Source organism: Anoxybacillus sp. EFIL, from assembly GCF_013096955.1.
GTDB classification, from domain to species: Bacteria; Bacillota; Bacilli; order Bacillales; family Anoxybacillaceae; genus Anoxybacillus; species Anoxybacillus ayderensis.
Map to the genome: position 1 here is coordinate 1 of NZ_SDLH01000111.1, position 407 is coordinate 407.

1 protein-coding gene is annotated in these 407 nt (G+C 49.6%); it reads right to left on the reverse strand.

The window, feature by feature from the left end; all coding sequences use genetic code 11:
* Positions 1–91: 91 nt before the first annotated feature.
* Positions 92–407 (reverse strand): RluA family pseudouridine synthase (locus ES017_RS15575; RefSeq protein ID WP_253263422.1); only part of this gene is annotated, 316 nt, incomplete at its 5' end.

Genomic DNA, 407 nt, shown 5'->3' on the forward strand with positions numbered 1-407 from the left:
GACAATTAACAGCGCTTCGCTATCCGGAAATGGAAACCGTCTCCGTCCCATCAACGATGCCATATGTCGCAGAAAAATTTCGCCCGTTTGACTAAAGCAAACGGGCGATGTCGTCAGGAAGCGGCGAATGAAACGTCATCATCCGTTCAACAAACGGATGAAAAAACGTCAGCTCACAACTATGCAACGCTTGGCGGTCGATTTGCTCCCGAAAACCGCCATACAAATCATCACCAACGAGCGGATGACCGAGATAAGAAAAATGGACGCGAATTTGATGCGTTCGCCCCGTCTCTAATTGAATCGACACGTGCGTCATATCGTTTTTATGCTGCAATACTTCATAATGCGTCACCGCTCGCTGACCGTCTGGCCGCACTTCCCGCTCAATGATGCTGTCGCCTTTC